Origin of the sequence: Rhodobacter sp. Har01 (assembly GCF_020564565.1) — a bacterium.
In the GTDB taxonomy this organism is placed as follows: domain Bacteria; phylum Pseudomonadota; class Alphaproteobacteria; order Rhodobacterales; family Rhodobacteraceae; genus Pseudogemmobacter.
This window is the reverse complement of the sequence record NZ_JAJCTD010000001.1, coordinates 126,884-139,279: the sequence shown is the minus strand read 5'-3', so window position 1 is coordinate 139,279 and position 12,396 is coordinate 126,884. Positions and strand designations below refer to the sequence as shown.

Sequence of the window (12,396 nt, the reverse complement as noted above, 5' to 3'; positions counted from 1 at the left end):
ACCCCCCGGGGTATTTATGCCAAGATGAAGGCATGCCGTTTCATCTTGGCTCAAATACCCCCCGCGCGGAGCGCAAGGGCCGCACCGGGTGACGCGCGCCATCGCGCGGCAGAGGCGAGATGGGGGCGAGATGGGGGCGAGACGAAAGATCTGCCGCCGGTCGGTCTGAAACCCGTCGGTCAGAGCGCGACGACGCGGACCTCGGTGCCCTTGGCCGAGAGCGCGATTTCGCCCTTGCACAGGCGCAGGGCATCTTCGCCGAAGGCTTCGCGGCGCCAGCCGTGCAAGGCGTCGACCTCGCGCCCGCCGGCGGCGATGCTGTCGAGGTCGGCAGAGGAGGCGATCAGCCGGGGGGCCACGCCCAGCATCTCGGCCTTGGCCTTGAGGAGCACGCGCAGAAGGTCGGCCAGCGCGCCGTTCACCTGCGGCGCGTCGCCGTTCGCTTCGACCTTGGGCATGTCCTCGGGGCGCATCTCGAGGCCGCGCTTCACCGCGGCCAGGATGCCCTCGGCGATCTCGGGCTTGCGGCCTTCGCGCAAGAGGAGCCGCGAGCGGCCGAGTTCCTCCATGCTTTGCGGCCGGGTCGAGGCCAGTTCCAGAAGCGCATCGTCCTTCATCACGCGCGAACGCGGCACGTTCTGGCCTTGGGCATAGCTTTCGCGGAAGCGCGCCAGTTCCTTGACGATGGCCAGGAACCGCCCCGAGGAGGTGCGGGTCTTGATGCGCTGCCAGGCCTCTTCGGGGTGGACGGTGTAGGTGGCCGGGTCGGTGAGGATGGAAAGCTCCTCTTCGACCCAGGGACCGCGGCCGTTCTTCTTGAGCTGGCCCGCCAGCCATTCGTAGATCACCCGCAGGTGCGTCACGTCGGCGATGGCATAGTCCTTCTGCGCCTCGGACAGCGGCCGGCGCGACCAGTCGGTGAAGCGCGAGGTCTTGTCGAGGCCGGCCTTGGCGATTTTCTTCACCAGGGTCTCATAGCCGACCTGTTCGCCGAAGCCGCAGACCATGGCGGCGATCTGGGTGTCGAACAGGGGCCTGGGGAAGACCCCGCCCTCGACGAAGAAGATTTCCAGGTCCTGCCGGGCGGCATGGAAGACCTTCACGGTCGCCTCGTGGCGGAAGAGGTCGTAGAGCGGCTCAAGGCTCATCGCGTCGCCGTCGATCGGATCGACCAGCACCGCGTCGCCGTCCTTGCCGGGCAGCGCCATCTGCAGAAGGCACAGCTTCGACCAGTAGGTGCGTTCGCGCAGGAATTCGGTGTCGATGGTGACGTAGGGTTCGGCCTTTGCGGCCTCGCAGAAGGTGGCGAGGTCCTCGGTCGTGGTGATCGTGCGCATGGGCCGTCCTTGTCGCAGGTCGCGGGGGCATCCCGCAGGTCAGGACCCGCTATAGGACGGGTCGCGGTGAAAGAAAAGCGGCGTTTCCGGGCGGAAGCGCGCCGGCCGGGCGGCGAGCCGATTTCCGAAGCCGGAAATCGGGGACGGAATTCGACTTCGGATTCCGGCTCCCGGCGGATGGCTCAGGGCAGAGAGACGGGGGTGCGGTCCCCGGCCGCAAAGCGGCGCAGGACGGCGGGGTAAAGCCGGTGTTCCATCGCCAGCACCCGGGCGGACAGGCTGTCGGCGGAGTCGCCGGGCAGCACGGGCACGCGGGCCTGGCCCAAGGCCGGGCCGGCATCCAGGTCGGCGGTCACCTCATGCACGGTGCAGCCCGCTTCCGCGTCGCCGGCGTCCAGCGCGCGCTGGTGGGTGTGCAGGCCGGGGTATTTCGGCAAGAGCGAGGGGTGGATGTTCAGCATGCGGCCCGCAAAGCGCGCCACGAAATCGGGCGTCAGCACCCGCATGAAGCCGGCAAGGCAGACGATATCGGGGCGCGCGGCCAGAAGCGGTTGCAGCAGTGCCGCCTCGAACGCCGCGCGGTCGCCGGCGAAGGGACGGTGGTCGACGGCGGCGGTCGGCACGCCCAGGGCGCGCGCCTTCTCAAGGCCCGTCGCCGCGGGGTCGTTCGACAGCACCAGCACTGGCCGGGCCGGGTGGTCGCCCACCATGCTTTCCACCAGGCGCAGCATGTTCGACCCGCCGCCCGAGATCAGGATCGCGACGCGCCGGGGCGCTGCGGTCACAGCAGGCGGCCCTTGTAGACGACCCCCTGCCCCGACACGACGCGGCCGATGGGGGTGACGGTCTCGCCCACCGAGCGCAGGGTTTCCGCCAGCGCCTCGGCGCGGTCCTCGGCAACCACCAGGATCAGGCCGATGCCGCAGTTGAAGGTCTTGAGCAACTCTGCCTCGGCCATGTTCGCGGTACTCGCCAGCCAGCGGAACACCGGCGGCAAGGCCCAGGACGACAGGTCGATCTCGCAGGCCAACCCTTCGGGCAGCACGCGGGGCGGGTTCTCGGTCAGGCCGCCGCCGGTGATGTGGGCCAGGCCATGCACGCCGCCGGCGCGGACCGCCGCCAGCGCCTGTTTCACATAGAGGCGCGTCGGCGCCAGCAGCGCCTCGCCCAAGGTGCCTTCGCAGAAGGGCGAGGGCGCGTCCCAGTCCAAGCCCGAAAGCTCCACCACCTTGCGCACGAAGCTGTAGCCGTTGGAATGCACGCCGCTGGAAGCCAGGCCGAGAAGCACGTCGCCGGCCCCCACCTCGCGCGGCAGGTCGCAGCCGCGCTCCATCGCGCCCACGGCAAAGCCGGCCAGGTCGAAATCGCCCTTGTGGTACATGCCCGGCATCTCGGCCGTCTCGCCGCCGATCAGGGCGCAGCCGCTTTCGGCACAGCCTTTCGCGATGCCTTCGATGATGCGGGCCGCCTGGTCCACCTCAAGCTTGCCGGTTGCGAAATAGTCCAGAAAGAACAAAGGCTCGGCGCCCTGGCAGACCAGATCGTTGACGCACATCGCCACCAGGTCGATGCCGATGGTATCGACATTGCCGGTGTCGATGGCGATGCGCAGCTTGGTGCCGACGCCGTCGGTCGCCGCCACCAGCACCGGGTCCTGATAGCCCGCCGCCTTGAGGTCGAAGAGCGCGCCAAACCCGCCCAGCCCGCCCATGGTGCCGGGCCGGTTGGTGGCCTTGGCGGCAGGCTTGATGCGGTCGACCAGGCGGTTTCCGGCATCGATGTCCACGCCGGCGTCGGCGTAGGTCAGCCCGTTGTGCCCCTTGCTCATTCCGCCCGCTCCTCTGGCCTTGCCGTTCGACGCCCCCTTACGCGGTTTGACGCCAAGGCGCAACAAAGCGGGAAACCGGAACCGGCCTTCGCGCGTATCGTTTGTGCGGCAACATGCGGGGGATGTGATGCAGGGTCCGGTCTGCCTTTTGGCCAATGCGGGATCGGGCAAGCAGGAGGGCGGGGTCGAGCGGCTGGTGGCGCCTTTGCTGGCAGCCGGGATCGCGCCAGAGCTGCGCATCCTGCCCAAGGGCGCCGACGTGGTCGCCGCCGCCCGAGGCGCGCGCGACGGCTTTGCCACGGTGATCGCGGCCGGCGGCGACGGCACGGTCTGCGGCGTGGCCGAGGCGCTGGCAGGAAGCGAAACCGTAATGGGCATCCTGCCGCTGGGCACCTTCAACTTCTTTGCCCGCAGCCTGGGGCTGTCGAACGACCCGGCCCAGGCGGCGCGGCAATTGGCTGCGGGCCGGGTCCAGCGGGTGGCGGCGGCCGAGGTGAACGGGCGGCTGTTCCTGAACAACGCCAGCCTGGGGCTGTATCCGGCGCTGCTGGAGCGGCGCGAGGCGGCCTATGCGCGCTGGGGCCGGTCGCGGCTGGCGGCCTATTGGTCGGCGGTGCGGACGCTGGTCAGCTACGACCGGCCCAGCCGGCTGCGGATCACGGTGGACGGCCGCACCGACCATTGGCGCAGCCCGATGGTCTTTATCGCGCAGAATGCCTACCAGCTGGAGCAATACGGGTTGCTGGAAGGGGTGGACCTGATTCGCCAGGGCAAGCTGGCGATCTACGTCGCGCCCGAGGTGCGGCGCTGGCAGGTGCTGGGCTTTGCCCTGAAGATGGCGCTGCGGACCGCCCGGCCCTATCGCGACTTCACCCTGGAGGCCGGCGAGGAAATGGTGATCGAGACCCGCGCCCCGCGCCGCACCATCGCCCGCGACGGCGAGCGGGCGAAGATGCAGGCGCCGTTTCGCTTCAGGGTTCTGCCGGGGGCGCTGAAGGTGATCGTCCCGGTCGGGGGGGCGTGACGGATGGGCCGGATCGTTCACCTGTCGGATCTGCATTTCGGCCGCGACCGGCCGGGTCTGGCCTCGGCGCTGGCGGCGCAGGTGCGCGATCTGGCGCCGCAGGTCACGGTGATCTCGGGCGACCTCACGCAGCGGGCGCTGCGCGGCCAGTATGCCGCCGCCGCGCGGCTGATCGCGGCCCTGCCGGGGGCGGTCGTCGGCATTCCGGGCAACCACGACCTGCCGCTGTGGAACCCCCTCGCCCGGCTGGCCTGGCCGTTTGCCGCCTTCCGGCGCTGGATCGGGCCGGAGCTGGAGCCGATGGTCGAGACCGCCGATCTGCAGGTGATCGGGATGAACACCGCCGATCCCTTCGTCTGGCAGGCGGGAAGGGTGCGCCGGGCCTCGCTGGTGCGGGCTTGTGCCCGGCTGAAGGCGGCGCGGCCGGGGCAGTTGCAGGTGGTGGCGATGCACCATCCGCTGGACCAGCCGCCGCAATCCGGCAAGGCCGCGATGACCGGCGCGCGGGCGGCCACCGTCGCGCTGGCCGCGGCGGGGGCCGATGTCGTGCTGTGCGGTCACCTGCACCAGTGGGCGGCCGCACCCTATGCCATCGAAGAGAATGGCCGGCGGATGCTCTGCGTGCAGGCGGGCACAACGCTGTCGACCCGGCTGCGGGGCGAGGAGAACGATTTCAACGTGATCGACTGGCAGGCAGGCACCGTCACCGTCACCCGCTGGGCGGCCCCGGGCAATGCGCAGCACTTTGCCCCGGCACAGCGCTTCGTGTTCCACCAGCCCGAAGTGGCAGCGGGCTGGCAGGCGCAGTGAGGCGCCGCGCAGCTTGACCCTTCGGCCGCATCTGCTACCCGTTGCGCAGCGTGGGCCTGTAGCTCAATGGTCAGAGCTGGGCGCTCATAACGCCTTGGTTGGGGGTTCGAGTCCCTCCGGGCCCACCAGAACCGCTTCGATGATGTCGGCGGGCTGGAAACGCCTGACGCCAGGGATAGCCGGGGCGGCGGCGATCCGGGGCGGGCCACCCAGGGTCCGTGGCGCGCGGCAACCCCGCATGGCAGGCGGCGCCGAGGATCGGCGGGATGGCGGATCGCAAGCCCGTGTCGCTGGCCCGGCACGTCCGGATCTGCGCGCAATGCCCGCTTGAGCCGGGCGAGGAAATGGTCCTGTATGCCGCTGTGCAATCGCGAGGCGGGCAATGAAACAGATGTGGACGTTCTGGCGCGGGCGCTGGCACGAGGGCGACCTGCGCATCCTGGGTGCGGCCTCGCACGGCACCTGGCTGGGCAGCCTGGTGTTCGACGGGGCGCGGCTGTTCGAAGGCGTGGCGCCCGACCTGGACCGGCATTCGGCGCGGGTGAACGCCTCGGCCAGGGCCTTGCTGCTGGAGCCGACGCTGACCGCCGAGGCCATCGAGGCGCTGACGCGCGAGGGGCTGGCGAAGTTCGCCCCCGGCACCGACGCCTATATCCGCCCGATGTACTGGGCCGAAGAGGGCGGCCCCGGCATGCTGCCCCCCGACCCCGCCTCGACCGACTTTGCACTGTGCCTCGAGGCCATGCCGATGACCGAGCCGAAGGGCTTTAGCCTGACCACCAGCCGGTTCCGCCGCCCGACCATGGAGGTGATGCCGGTCAACGCCAAGGCGGCCGCGCTTTACGCCAACAACGCCCGCATGGTGCGCGAGGCGCAGGCCAGGGGCTACATGAATGCGCTGGTCTGCGACGCCAACGGCAACGTGGCGGAACTGGCCACCGCCAATGTCTTTCTGGTCCGCGGCGGCGAGGTCTTCACCCCCATCCCGAACGGCACCTTCCTGGACGGCATCACCCGGCAGCGGGTGATCGGCCTGTTGCGCGCCGCCGGCGTGGCGGTGCATGAGATCACCCTGACGGTCGAGGACTTCCATCAGGCCGACGAGATCTTTTCCACCGGCAACATCTCGAAGGTGGTGCCCTGCATCGGATTCGAGGGCCGCGACCTGCCCTATGGCCCGATCACCCGCAAGGCCCGCGCCCTGTATTGGGACTGGGCGCATTCCTGAGGAGCATGCCATGGCGACCGTGAAGATCTGGACCGACGAAGAGGCCGCCGCGCATCCGGTGGTTGCGCGCGTCTTCGCTGACATCCGCAGCACCCGGAAATCGGATTTCGTCAACAACTTCTGGCGCGCGCTGGCGAACCACCCCGAGCAGCTTGAGCGGGTCTGGACCCAGCTCAAGGCTGTGATGGCGGCGCCCACCGCGCTGGGACCGGCGATGCAGGAGATGATCTACATCGCCGTTTCGACCGCCAATTCCTGCACCTACTGCGTCCATTCCCACACCGCCGCCGCCCGCGCCAAGGGCATGACCGACGCGCAGCACGCCGAATTGCTGGCGATCATCGGCCTGGCCGCGCAGACCAACCACCTGGCCAATGCGCTGCAGGTGCCGGTCGATCCCGAGTTCCAGATCTAGCCCATCGCCCGCGGGCTTCGGCGCCCCGGGCATCGGGCCGGGCACGCCTGCCCCTGCCGGCATGGCCGCGCCGAATCCGGCTGCAGCAGCGTTCCCAATCCCACGATTTCCAGAACAGATTTCTGTGCCGTCCGGCGGGGCGCTGGCCTTCAGGCAGGGTTTCCGACGCTGCAGGACGGGCAAGACAGATGACCGAAGGCATGCTGCACGTCATGGAATGGCGCAACGGCGACAAGGCGCTCTCGCCGTTCTCGGAGGCCGAGATGAAGCGGCGGCAGGACGACCTGCGCGGCTGGATGGCCGCGAACGAGGTCGATGCCGGGCTGCTCACCTCGTTCCACGGCATCACCTATCATTCGGGCTGGCTCTTCTGCTGTTTCGGCCGGAACTACGGCATGGTGATCCCGCAGGGGAACGGCACCCCCATTTCCGCCGGGATCGACGGCGGCCAGCCCTGGCGGCGCAGCTTTGGCGGTAACATCACCTACACCGACTGGCGGCGCGACAATTTCCACCGCGCGGTGCGGCAACTGACGCCGGGGGTCAAGCGGCTGCGGATCGAGTTCGACCGCGTGAGCCTCGACGACCGCAAGGCGCTTGAGGCGGCGCTGCCCGGCGTGGAAGTCGTCGATATCGCTATAGCTTCGATGTGATGCGGTCGATCAAGTCGGCCGAAGAGCACAAGCTGATCCGCACCGGCGCCCGCGTCTGCCATGGGGCGGCTGGGCGGCTGGGCGGCGGTGATGCCCTGGGTGCAGACCCCAAGCAGGATGTGGCCCTTTTCGACCGAGGCCTCCCGGGGCGAGGACAGGGTGCCCGAGCAGGGCGTCCATCCCGGCTTGACCGGGTCGACGCCATAGGGCGGAAAGCTGGCCGGGGCCAGGTCCAGCGCGCGGTCCAGATGCACGAGGTGCGGATGCGGCGCCAGCATCCGCGAGGTTTCCAGCACCCCACCATGCTCGATTTCCCGGCCCGGGAAACCGTTCGGGCAAAGCTGGGCGATCGCCTCCTTGTGGACGAAGCCCCAGCAGGACGCCCCACGGTCTTGACCTCGGTCACGCCGTCCCAGCGCAATGCGCGCAAGGCCAGGTCGATGCCTTCGATGATGAACCAGGAATTCTCGAAATGCCCGTTCACCGGGCAGATCCTGCGCGCGCCGTGGCGGGCGAATTCGGTGGGCAGCCGCACATCGACCTGCAGCGGCGTGTGGTGGCCATGCTGCTTGATCGAGCACGGGATCAGGATCGGCGTTCGCCCGTTCCGCTTCGCCCCGTCACGGTCGGGCCAGGTCAATTCGCAAGCAAAGGCAGTGTGCAGCGACATCAGGGGTCTGCGATTTGGGGGTGCCGCTTCATCAGGGGGGCAAATGCATGGCGCCGATCACCAACCTGCCGACCTGTTGCGCACCTTCATTGCGGTGGTGGAACTGGGCGGGCATTCCAAGGCCGGCGCCTTGCTGGGCCGCAGCCAGCCGGCGATTTCGCTGCAGCTCGGGCGGCTGGAGGACCTGATCCGCGCGCCGCTGCTGACCCAGGACGGCCGCAAGATCCAGCCCGCCCCGGCCGGCGAGGCGCTGCTCAGCTTTGCGCGGGAAATGGTGCGCATCAACGACGAGGCGGTGGCCCATTTCCACCGCGCCGACATGTCCGGCGTGCTGCGGATCGGCCTATACACCGGCGATGCCGTCAGCGTCCTGCAAGGCACGCTGACCGGCTTCATCCAGCGCCACCCCGAGGTTGAACTGGAGAATCACCGCGACCTGAGCCGCGCGTTACAGCGCCCGGCACCTTCGATCTGATCCTGTCGGATGCCGAATACGTCCAGCAGCGGAACGCCGCCGGCCACATCGAGGAGCTGGACCCGGCGGACTGTGCCTTGGCCGACTTCTTCCCCGAGTTCCAGCAGTTCCCCGGCCACGGGGCCGATGGCAATCTGTATTCGGTCATCACCCGCTTCGGCTTTCTCGGCGTCGCCTACAACCCCGACGCCGTGACCGAGGCGCGCAGCTACAACCTGTTCCGGCCCCCCAGGCTGACCGGCAAGGTCGGCCCTTGCGACTGGCATCTGCCGAACCTGGGCCAGATCAGCCAGCTGAACGGCAATGCCATTCCCCATGACATCGACGAGGCCGCCTGGGAGGCGGTGAAGGAAAAGACCCTGTCGCTGCGCCCGCAGGTGGGCGGGTTCTTCGACCGTTGCGGCACCTTCTCTTCGCTGAACGACGGCCAGATGCTGGCCTTAGCGGGCATCGGCGACTGGGTCACCGGCATGCTGGAAAAGACCGGCGCCAAGGTGCGTTCGGTCATCCCCGACGAGGGCGGGCTGCAATGGACGGAAAGCTTTTCCATCGGCAAGGGCGCGGCCAAGGCGGACCTGGCGGAGAAATGGATCCAGTTTGTCGCCTCGGCCAAGGCCAGGCGAAATCGGCCAATATGGCGGCCTATCCGGCGCTGATCCCCAACCAGAAGGGCGCGGAGGTGCTGGACTCTGACAACCCCGCCGAGGCCGCGCGCCAGGGCATGGTGACCGGCCAGTCGAACGGGATGGACATGATCCGGTCGGGCAAGATCCAGGTTCGCCAGCCGCCGATCCAGCAGGACCTTGAGACCGGGAACGACGTCTGGTCGGACTGCAAGGGCGCCTGACCGCCCCCGCGCCGGCGGGTGCCATGCATGCCCGCCGGCCCCTTTCCCCCAAGCCGGAGCGCTGCGGCCATGCGACGCCGCGCTGTCGTTCTGGACGGTGAAGAACCTTGCCATGCGGCCGGACTTCGACAGCGTGAACTGGGTGACGATGTTCAGCCGCATGGTGTTCTGGCAGGCCTATGGCACCACCCTGGCCCTGGCCGCCGCCATCGCAGCGCTGACCATGATCGGCACGCTGCTGTGGGTGGCCTTTGCCGCCGTCCGTTTCGCCTGCAAGGGGCGCACCAAATGAGGGGACGCACCAGATGAGCGGCACCGGCGCAGAGGACATCAACCGCAGCCGGGCCGTGGACTGGGCGCAGAGGGCCTTTGTCGTGGCCGCCTATGGCTTTGTCTTTGCCCCGATCGCGGCCAGCTTCTTCTTTTCGTTCAACGCGGACCGCTTTCCATCCCTCCCGCTGGGCGGGTTCTCGCTGGAATGGTACCGGGCGGTGGCCTCCGACCCGCTGGTCTGGGAGGGGTTTCGCAACACGTTGCCGGTGGGCGTGGGGGCGGCGGTGATCTCGACCGCGCTGGGCTTTGGCGCGGCCTATACCGACAATCGCTACAAGCCCTTCGGCAAGCAGGTCTGCCTGGCGCTGGCGCTGCTGCCGCCGACGATTCCGGTCATCATCCTGGGCCTGGCGATGCTGGCCTGTCGCAGCCGCATCAACCTGTCGGGCACTGCGCTGTCGGTGTTCATCAGCCACGTCGTGGTCTGCGCGCCCTTCGCCGTAGCAATCATCCGGCTGCGGATCAGCCATATCGACCCGGCACTGGAACCCGCCGCCTGGAACCCGGGCGCGTCGGAATGGGCGACCATGCGGCATGTCATCGCGCCCTTGACCAAGCCCGCGATCCTGGGCGCGCTGTTCATCACCATGGCGGTGTCCCCTTCGACGCATTCGCCGTGGCCTGGTTCGTCTCGGGCCTGAATGAGACCCTGCCGGTCAAGGTTCTGGGCTTTTTGCAGGGCCAGGTCAGCCCGCGCATCAATGCCATCGGCAGCTTTGTCTTTGTCACATCCATGGGGGCGTCGGGCTGCGGAAAGACCACGACGTTGCGCATGCTGGCGGGGCTTGAGGCCCCCAGCGAAGGCGTGATCCGCCTGTCGGGCAAGCCGATCAACGACCTGCCGACCTGGGCCCGCGACACCGCGATGGTCTGGCAGTGCCGGGCGCCGTTTCCGTTCCTGAACCTGCGCGGGAATGTGGAATCTGCGCTGAAGATGCGCGGCCTGGGCCGCGCCGAGCGCCGCAAGCGGGCCGAGCAATGGCCGGACCGGCTGCACATCACCGAAGTCGCCCAGTGCAACGTCGCCCGGCTTTCGGGCGGCCAGCGGCAGCGGGTGGCGCTGGCGCGGTCGCTGGTGGTCGAGCCGGAATTCCTGCTTCCGGACAAGCCGCTGTCGGCGCCGGATGCGGCCTTGAAGGTGCGGATGCGGTCGGTGCGGAAGAACCTTCAGCGCGAGACCGGCATCACCTTCGTCTACGTCACCCACAGCCAGTCCGAGGCGTTTTCGATGGCCGACCGGGTGGGGATCATGAGCCGAGGCGTGATCGAGCAGATCGCCACCCCGCAACAGGTCTGCCGCACCCCGCGCACCCGCTTCTTGGCCGATTTCCAGCGCTCGTCCGACATCTTCAGCGGCAGGGTGCGGGCGGCTGCGGCCGGGTGGACGCGGTGCCGGTGCGCGTGATCGGCGAGGAATTCGTCGGCGCCATGGCGACGCTGGATCTGGAAACGGCGCAAGGCCGGGAAATCCGGGTGCAGAAGGGCCACGAGGATCTGGCCGACCTGCCGCGGGAGATCGGACAGCACCTGTTCGCCTGGTGGGCGCCGGAGGATGGCCACCTTGTCGCCAAAGCCTGACGCCGCCGCCGCAACGGACCGGTTTCGCGCCCTTGCGATGCCCGCCGCCGCCAATCCCTGTGGCGGGCGGCTGACCCTGCTTGCCGTTGATCTGGCCGCCGAAAGGCTGGCGATGCCGCAGGTCGCGATCCGCCCTGACCCGGCCGAGCAGCGGCAAGCGACCCGGACCGGAGGCCCGGCCGCGCCGGCCGCCGCCCCGCGGCTTGACCGCACCCCGCGAGAGGCCCATGCATGACCGACGGACAGGGGGGCGTTCCGCGCCTTGGGGACCAGGTGGAAACCGACGTGACACGGCATGATTCACTGGTGCCGAAAGGGGCGGCCTTCTGTGCCGTCAGCTCGGCCGGGCCGACGCGGACCTATGCTTTCATCCTGGTGCCCGGCTTCACCCTGCTGGCCTTTGCCTCGGCGGTCGAGCCGCTGCGGATTGCCAACCAGTTGTCGCAGCAACCCCTTTACCGCTGGCGCGTGCTGTCCGAAACCGGCGGCCCGGTGGCCAGTTCCTCGGGCATTGCCGTCGGCGCGGACGGCCCGATCGAGACCTTCGACCGCGACGCCCGGGTCTTTGTCTGCGCCGGCAACCCGCAGTCGGCCGCCGCCGCCCCTGCCGTGGTGGCCGCGGTGGCCCGGCATCACCGCTTTGGCGGCGTGGTGGGCGGCATCTGCACCGGCGCGGTGGCGCTGGCCAAGGCGGGGCTGGTCGCCGGCCGCCGCTTTACCCTGCATTGGGAAAACCAGCCCGGCTTTGTGGAGACCTTTCCCGACCAGACCCCCACCGCCAGCCGGTTCGAGACCGACGGCCGGCTGATGACCTGCGGCGGCGGGGCCGCCTCGACCGACATGATGCTGTCGGTGATCGCCGACGAGCACGGCGCCGACTTCGCCGCGATGGTGTCCGAGATGTGCCTGCGCACGGTGATGCCGGGCGTCGATCCCGAACAGCGCAGTTCGCTGGCGGCGCTGATGTCGTCGCGCAATCCGGTGCTGATCGCCAGCGTCACCCTGATGAACCGCCACATCGAAGAGCCGCTGTCGATGGACGACCTGGCCGAGGCCGCCGGCTATTCCCGCCGCCATCTGGAACGGCTGTTCCGCGAGGCGACGGGCAAGTCGCCGGGCGAGTTCTATCGCGGCCTGCGGCTGGACCGCGGCCGCAACCTGCTGAGCACCACCGAGTTGACGTTGTAGGAGGTCGCCA

The 12,396-nt window shown here is 69.1% G+C and carries 17 protein-coding genes, 1 tRNA gene and 1 pseudogene; 15 read left to right on the top strand and 4 right to left on the bottom strand.

Annotated elements, in window-relative coordinates; all coding sequences use genetic code 11:
• Positions 1-179 precede the first annotated feature (179 nt).
• The 3 genes from rnd to purM all read right to left on the bottom strand — a co-directional run bounded on the left by rnd (position 180) and on the right by purM (position 3,165).
• Positions 180-1,337: a ribonuclease D gene (rnd, locus tag LHP98_RS00675; RefSeq protein WP_227250572.1), complete on the bottom strand. Its 1,158-nt coding sequence runs from the start codon at positions 1,335-1,337 to the stop codon at positions 180-182.
• 182 nt (positions 1,338-1,519) lie between these two features.
• Positions 1,520-2,122: a phosphoribosylglycinamide formyltransferase gene (purN, locus tag LHP98_RS00670; RefSeq protein ID WP_227250571.1), complete on the bottom strand. Its 603-nt coding sequence runs from the start codon at positions 2,120-2,122 to the stop codon at positions 1,520-1,522.
• Entirely contained in the window at positions 2,119-3,165 is a 1,047-nt protein-coding gene (purM, locus tag LHP98_RS00665) for a phosphoribosylformylglycinamidine cyclo-ligase (protein ID WP_227250570.1), read from the bottom strand. The genes purN and purM overlap by 4 nt, the downstream gene beginning before the upstream one ends.
• A 127-nt stretch (positions 3,166-3,292) precedes the next feature.
• Here purM and LHP98_RS00660 point away from each other — a divergent pair, with 127 nt between their 5' ends.
• The 6 genes from LHP98_RS00660 to LHP98_RS00635 all read left to right on the top strand — a co-directional run bounded on the left by LHP98_RS00660 (position 3,293) and on the right by LHP98_RS00635 (position 7,295).
• Positions 3,293-4,189: a diacylglycerol/lipid kinase family protein gene (locus LHP98_RS00660; protein WP_227250569.1), complete on the top strand. Its 897-nt coding sequence runs from the start codon at positions 3,293-3,295 to the stop codon at positions 4,187-4,189.
• Positions 4,190-4,192: 3 nt separating this feature from the next.
• Positions 4,193-4,999: a metallophosphoesterase family protein gene (locus LHP98_RS00655; RefSeq protein WP_227250568.1), complete on the top strand. Its 807-nt coding sequence runs from the start codon at positions 4,193-4,195 to the stop codon at positions 4,997-4,999.
• A gap of 52 nt (positions 5,000-5,051) precedes the next feature.
• Positions 5,052-5,127 (top strand) — tRNA-Ile (locus tag LHP98_RS00650).
• A 263-nt stretch (positions 5,128-5,390) separates the two neighbouring features.
• Positions 5,391-6,227, top strand: a complete 837-nt coding sequence (locus LHP98_RS00645; RefSeq protein ID WP_227250567.1) for a branched-chain amino acid aminotransferase — start codon at positions 5,391-5,393, stop codon at positions 6,225-6,227.
• A gap of 10 nt (positions 6,228-6,237) precedes the next feature.
• Positions 6,238-6,642, top strand: a complete 405-nt coding sequence (locus LHP98_RS00640) for a carboxymuconolactone decarboxylase family protein (protein ID WP_227250566.1) — start codon at positions 6,238-6,240, stop codon at positions 6,640-6,642.
• A gap of 188 nt (positions 6,643-6,830) precedes the next feature.
• Positions 6,831-7,295, top strand: coding sequence for an aminopeptidase P family N-terminal domain-containing protein (locus LHP98_RS00635; protein ID WP_413687356.1), 465 nt, complete (start codon positions 6,831-6,833; stop codon positions 7,293-7,295).
• A 143-nt stretch (positions 7,296-7,438) separates the two neighbouring features.
• On the opposite strand, the pseudogene LHP98_RS19435 reads toward LHP98_RS00635, so the two are convergent.
• Positions 7,439-7,573, bottom strand: a pseudogene (locus tag LHP98_RS19435) (creatininase); the annotation flags it as partial.
• On the opposite strand from LHP98_RS19435, the gene LHP98_RS19590 reads away from it, so the two are divergent.
• The 9 genes from LHP98_RS19590 to LHP98_RS00590 all read left to right on the top strand — a co-directional run bounded on the left by LHP98_RS19590 (position 7,544) and on the right by LHP98_RS00590 (position 12,386).
• Complete coding sequence (locus LHP98_RS19590) at positions 7,544-8,440, top strand: LysR family transcriptional regulator (RefSeq protein WP_319638915.1); 897 nt, start codon at positions 7,544-7,546, stop codon at positions 8,438-8,440. The pseudogene LHP98_RS19435 and the gene LHP98_RS19590 sit on opposite strands and share 30 nt — an antisense overlap.
• The gene (locus LHP98_RS00620; RefSeq protein WP_227251514.1) at positions 8,437-9,096 is read left to right on the top strand and encodes an extracellular solute-binding protein; all 660 of its coding nucleotides are present in this window, start codon (positions 8,437-8,439) and stop codon (positions 9,094-9,096) included. Before LHP98_RS19590 ends, LHP98_RS00620 begins: the two co-directional genes overlap by 4 nt.
• Positions 9,075-9,287: a hypothetical protein gene (locus LHP98_RS00615; RefSeq protein WP_227250565.1), complete on the top strand. Its 213-nt coding sequence runs from the start codon at positions 9,075-9,077 to the stop codon at positions 9,285-9,287. The genes LHP98_RS00620 and LHP98_RS00615 overlap by 22 nt, the downstream gene beginning before the upstream one ends.
• A 112-nt stretch (positions 9,288-9,399) precedes the next feature.
• Complete coding sequence (locus LHP98_RS00610) at positions 9,400-9,579, top strand: hypothetical protein (RefSeq protein WP_227250564.1); 180 nt, start codon at positions 9,400-9,402, stop codon at positions 9,577-9,579.
• Between the two features lie 13 nt (positions 9,580-9,592).
• The gene (locus tag LHP98_RS19430; protein ID WP_319638902.1) at positions 9,593-10,261 is read left to right on the top strand and encodes an ABC transporter permease; all 669 of its coding nucleotides are present in this window, start codon (positions 9,593-9,595) and stop codon (positions 10,259-10,261) included.
• On the top strand, positions 10,237-11,025 hold the full coding sequence (locus LHP98_RS19425) for an ABC transporter ATP-binding protein (protein WP_319638901.1): 789 nt from the start codon (positions 10,237-10,239) through the stop codon (positions 11,023-11,025). Before LHP98_RS19430 ends, LHP98_RS19425 begins: the two co-directional genes overlap by 25 nt.
• Positions 11,010-11,198 (top strand): TOBE domain-containing protein, encoded by a 189-nt coding sequence (locus tag LHP98_RS00600; protein ID WP_319638900.1) that lies wholly within the window; start codon positions 11,010-11,012, stop codon positions 11,196-11,198. The genes LHP98_RS19425 and LHP98_RS00600 overlap by 16 nt, the downstream gene beginning before the upstream one ends.
• Complete coding sequence (locus LHP98_RS00595) at positions 11,173-11,433, top strand: hypothetical protein (RefSeq protein ID WP_227251567.1); 261 nt, start codon at positions 11,173-11,175, stop codon at positions 11,431-11,433. Before LHP98_RS00600 ends, LHP98_RS00595 begins: the two co-directional genes overlap by 26 nt.
• Positions 11,430-12,386 carry a GlxA family transcriptional regulator gene (locus tag LHP98_RS00590; RefSeq protein ID WP_227250562.1) on the top strand — a complete coding sequence of 319 codons (957 nt, stop codon included), beginning with the start codon at positions 11,430-11,432 and terminating at the stop codon, positions 12,384-12,386. The genes LHP98_RS00595 and LHP98_RS00590 overlap by 4 nt, the downstream gene beginning before the upstream one ends.
• The last annotated feature ends 10 nt before the right edge of the window (positions 12,387-12,396 follow it).

Excerpts from the sequence above, each read along its gene's own strand:
- rnd (WP_227250572.1), bottom strand. The coding sequence starts at position 1,337 with ATGCGCACGATCACCACGACCGAGGACCTCGCCACCTTCTGCGAGGCC.
- purM (WP_227250570.1), bottom strand. The coding sequence starts at position 3,165 with ATGAGCAAGGGGCACAACGGGCTGACCTACGCCGACGCCGGCGTGGAC.
- LHP98_RS00660 (WP_227250569.1), top strand. The coding sequence starts at position 3,293 with ATGCAGGGTCCGGTCTGCCTTTTGGCCAATGCGGGATCGGGCAAGCAG.
- LHP98_RS00655 (WP_227250568.1), top strand. The coding sequence starts at position 4,193 with ATGGGCCGGATCGTTCACCTGTCGGATCTGCATTTCGGCCGCGACCGG.
- LHP98_RS00645 (WP_227250567.1), top strand. The coding sequence starts at position 5,391 with ATGTGGACGTTCTGGCGCGGGCGCTGGCACGAGGGCGACCTGCGCATC.
- LHP98_RS00640 (WP_227250566.1), top strand. The coding sequence starts at position 6,238 with ATGGCGACCGTGAAGATCTGGACCGACGAAGAGGCCGCCGCGCATCCG.
- LHP98_RS00635 (WP_413687356.1), top strand. The coding sequence starts at position 6,831 with ATGACCGAAGGCATGCTGCACGTCATGGAATGGCGCAACGGCGACAAG.
- LHP98_RS19590 (WP_319638915.1), top strand. The coding sequence starts at position 7,544 with ATGCACGAGGTGCGGATGCGGCGCCAGCATCCGCGAGGTTTCCAGCAC.
- LHP98_RS00615 (WP_227250565.1), top strand. The coding sequence starts at position 9,075 with ATGGCGGCCTATCCGGCGCTGATCCCCAACCAGAAGGGCGCGGAGGTG.
- LHP98_RS00610 (WP_227250564.1), top strand. The coding sequence starts at position 9,400 with ATGCGGCCGGACTTCGACAGCGTGAACTGGGTGACGATGTTCAGCCGC.
- LHP98_RS19430 (WP_319638902.1), top strand. The coding sequence starts at position 9,593 with ATGAGCGGCACCGGCGCAGAGGACATCAACCGCAGCCGGGCCGTGGAC.
- LHP98_RS00595 (WP_227251567.1), top strand. The coding sequence starts at position 11,173 with ATGGCCACCTTGTCGCCAAAGCCTGACGCCGCCGCCGCAACGGACCGG.
- LHP98_RS00590 (WP_227250562.1), top strand. The coding sequence starts at position 11,430 with ATGACCGACGGACAGGGGGGCGTTCCGCGCCTTGGGGACCAGGTGGAA.